The organism is Sinomonas sp. G460-2 (assembly GCF_047759905.1).
Classification (GTDB): domain Bacteria; phylum Actinomycetota; class Actinomycetes; order Actinomycetales; family Micrococcaceae; genus Sinomonas.
Genome location: NZ_JBKZWT010000328.1, coordinates 1 through 3,917 on the forward strand (window position 1 = coordinate 1; position 3,917 = coordinate 3,917).

3 protein-coding genes are annotated in these 3,917 nt (G+C 71.5%); all 3 read left to right on the top strand.

Annotated features, from left to right (window positions below):
* Positions 1-637, top strand: a 637-nt coding sequence (locus ACLN58_RS19105; RefSeq protein WP_415856820.1) for an MFS transporter, incomplete at its 5' end; no start/stop codon positions are given.
* Positions 638-641: 4 nt separating this feature from the next.
* The gene (argS, locus tag ACLN58_RS19110) at positions 642-2,300 is read left to right on the top strand and encodes an arginine--tRNA ligase (protein ID WP_415856821.1); all 1,659 of its coding nucleotides are present in this window, start codon (positions 642-644) and stop codon (positions 2,298-2,300) included.
* A gap of 2 nt (positions 2,301-2,302) precedes the next feature.
* Positions 2,303-3,844, top strand: a complete 1,542-nt coding sequence (locus ACLN58_RS19115) for a diaminopimelate decarboxylase family protein (protein WP_415856822.1) — start codon at positions 2,303-2,305, stop codon at positions 3,842-3,844.
* Positions 3,845-3,917: the final 73 nt, after the last annotated feature.

Genomic DNA, 3,917 nt, shown 5'->3' on the forward strand with positions numbered 1-3,917 from the left:
GCGCGCTCCTGCGGCGTGGGCGCTCGCGCTCATGTTCGGCTGCACGTCGCTCAACACGTACACGATGTTCGGCTGGCTCCCGACGATCGCGATGGGGGCAGGGCTCAGCGCGGGCGACGCCGGGCTGCAGCTCGCGATCTTCTCGGGCCTCGGGATTCCCCTGAGCCTCGTCGTGCCGATCCTCGCGGGACGGCTCAGGAACCCGTTCCCGGTGGTGGTCTTCGGCGTCGCGTGCTTCGTGAGCGGCTACCTCGGGCTCTGGCTCGCGCCGGCCTCGGCGACGTGGCTGTGGTCCACGCTCATGGGGCTCGGCCCCGCGACGTTCCCGCTGGCCCTCGTCCTCATCAACCTCCGCACGCGGTCACACCGCGCCTCGGGGGCCGTCTCGGGCTTCGCCCAAGGCGTTGGCTACACGATCGCGTGCGCCGGTCCGCTCCTCGCGGGCATCCTCCACGACGCGACGGGCGGATGGACGGCGTCGTTCGCGTTCCTCGGGATCACGCTCGCGGTGCTGGCGACTGCGGGCTGGGTCATCTGCCGGCCGCACTACATCGATGATGCCCCGGGCGTGGTCGAACCGGCGGCGGCCGCGCAACCCGCGCAGTTTCGGGGCGATGCCGCCCCGCCGGTAGGCTAGGTTCGTGACTCCCGAAGAACTCTCCTCAGCCATTTCCGCCTGCCTTGCCGACGCCGTGAGCGCCGGCGACATCGCCGTGGATGTGCCGGACGAGATCCGCGTGGAGCGACCCAAGAACCGGGAGCATGGGGACTGGGCCACGAACATCGCCCTCCAGCTCGGCAAGAAGGCCGGGATGAACCCGCGCGCGTTCGCCGAGATCCTCGCCTCCCGTCTCGGCTCACTCGAGGGCGTCAAGAGCGTTGAAGTCGCGGGGCCGGGCTTCCTCAACATCACGCTCGAGGCCGCCGCCGCGGGCGCGCTCGCGAAGGCGATCGTCGAGGCGGGGCCGGACTACGGCCGCAACGACGCCCTCGCAGGGCACGTGGTCAACATGGAGTTCGTCTCGGCCAACCCGACGGGGCCCCTGCACATCGGGCACACGCGCTGGGCCGCGCTCGGCGACTCGATCGCCCGCGTGCTGCGTGCCTCGGGCGCGGACGTCACGGCCGAGTACTACATCAACGACGCCGGCAGCCAGATGAACGTCTTCGCGAACTCGGTGCTCTCCCGCCTCCACGGCCGCCCGGTTCCCGAGGGCGGGTACCCGGGGCAGTACATCGTGGACCTCGGCCACGACGTCCTCGCCCAGCACCCCGACGTGCGCGAGCTCACCGACGACGCGGCGCTGCCGATCGTGCGCCACGCCGCCTACGAGGCGCAGATGCACGACATCAAGGCGACGCTCGCGGCCTTCGGCGTCTCGTTCGACGTCTACTTCTCGGAGAAGGACGGGCTGCACGACTCGGGGGCGATCGAGGCGGCGGTCGGGCGCCTGCGCGAGCAGGGCCACGTGTTCGACCTTGACGGCGCCGTGTGGCTCCGCACGACCGACTTCGGCGACGACAAGGACCGCGTGCTCATCCGCGCGAACGGCGAGCCGACGTACTTCGCCGCAGATGCCGCGTACTACCTTTCCAAGAAGGACCGCGGCTTCCCCGAGAAGATCTACCTGCTCGGCGCGGACCACCACGGCTACGTCAACCGCCTCAAGGCCATCGCGGCGTGCGCGGGCGACGACCCCGAGACGAGCATCGAGATCCTCATCGGCCAGCTCGTGTCCGTCAACGGCGCGAAGCTCTCGAAGCGCGCGGGCAACATCATCGAGCTCAAGGACCTCATCGACTGGCTCGGCAAGGACGCGGTGCGCTATTCGCTCGCGCGCTTCCCCGCCGACTCGCCGCTCACGCTCGACCCCGAGCTCCTGCGGAAGCACTCGAACGAGAACCCGGTCTACTACGTCCAGTACGCCCACGCCCGCTCGCGCGGGGCGGCGCGCAACGCCGTGCAGGCCGGCGTCGAGCGCGTGGTCGGCGGGCGCGAGGCGTTCGATGCCTCGCTCCTCGACCACCCGACCGAGGGCGAGCTCCTCGCCCACCTCGCGGCGTACCCGTCGATCGTGGGCAAGGCCGCCGAGTTCCGCGAGCCGCACCGCGTGGCCCGCCACCTCGAGACCATCGCGAGCGCCTACCACTCGTGGTACGACAACTGCCGCATCGCGCCGCAGGGCGACGAGGAGATCACGGACCTCAACCGCACGCGCCTGTGGCTCAACGACGCGACGAGCCAGGTCCTCGCGAATGGCCTTGACCTGCTGGGCGTCTCGGCGCCGGAGAGGATGTGACCGTGGCGAACGAGACCCTGAACGGGGTGCCCGGCGCTTCCGGCTCGCCCTTGGCCCCCGCATGGCTCGAGGTGCCCGCCGACGTCAACGCGCTAGAGGCCAAGCTGTGGGCGCACGACGTCGACAGGACCCCGAGCGGCGAGCTCGCCGTGGGCGGAATCGGCGTCGCGCAGCTCGCCGAGGAGTTCGGCACGCCGCTGTTCGTCCTGAGCGAGGACGACTTCCGGGCGCGCGCCCGCGCGTTCAAGGATGCGTTCGACGGCGCGTTCGCGGACGTGTGCGGGGGCGTGGACGTCTACTACGCGGGCAAGGCGTTCCTGAGCTCGGCGGTCGCCTCGTGGGTGGCCCAGGAGGGTCTGCGGCTCGACACGTGCTCCGGCGGCGAGCTCGCCGTCGCGGCGAAGGCCGGGCTCGCGGGCGAGCTGCTGGGCCTGCACGGGAACAACAAGTCGGACGCCGAGATCGAACGCGCGCTCGACATGGGCGTGGGCCGCATCGTCGTGGACAGCCTCGACGAGCTCGAGCGCGTCGCGGCCATCGCGGCCGCCCGTGCCGACCAGGACCCCGAGCGGCGCGAGGTGCGCGCCAAGGTCATGCTGCGGCTCACGCCCGGCGTGCACGCGCACACGCACGAGTTCATCGCGACCGCGCACGAGGACCAGAAGTTCGGGCTGTCGATGGCCCCTGGGACCGCGAGTGCGGACTTCCGCGCGGAGGTCGCCGAGGAGTCCGGCGCCGAGGCGGCCGCGGCGGCATCCGCGGCCGAGGAGGCCGTGGCCGCCGCGGCGGGGCACGACAGCATCGAGCTGCTGGGCCTCCACTGCCACATCGGATCGCAGATCTTCGAGCCCGAGGGCTTCGAGGTGGCTGCCGTCAAGCTCCTGACGTTCCTCGCGACGATGCGCACCACGTACTCGCTCGCGCTCCCTGAGCTCGACCTGGGCGGCGGGCACGGCATCGCGTACACGCCCGCGGACACCCCGCGCCCGGCCGCGGAGATCGCACAGGCGCTCGCCGCCGTCGTCCGCTCGACGTGCGGTGAGCTTGGCATCACGCCGCCGCGCATCTCGATCGAGCCGGGCCGCGCGATCGTGGGCTCGGCCGCGTTCACGCTGTACCGCGCTGGGACCACGAAGGACGTCATCGTGGATGTTCCCGACTCCGGCGCCGGCGCGACGGCGGTGCGGCGCTACCTCTCCGTGGACGGCGGCATGAGCGACAACGCGCGCCCCGTCCTGTACGACGCGGACTACTCGGCGGTGTTGGCCGGACGCGGGTCGGACGCCGCGCCGCAGCTCACGCGCGTGGTCGGCAAGCACTGCGAGAGCGGCGACATCGTGGTGCGCGACGTGTACCTCCCCGAGGACGTCCGGCGCGGCGACCTCGTCGCGGTGCCCGGAACGGGCGCGTACTGCTGGGTGCTCTCGAGCAATTACAACTACGTGGGGCGCCCCGGCGTCGTCGCAGTGCGTCACGGTTCGGCGCGGTGGATCGTCCGAGGGGAGACTGAACAGGATCTGCTCTCCCGCGACATGGGAGTGTGACCTCTTCGATGGGAGACCGGATGACGGAGACTCAGACCCAGCCGCGGGCCGCGGCGCAGCTCGACGACCCGAA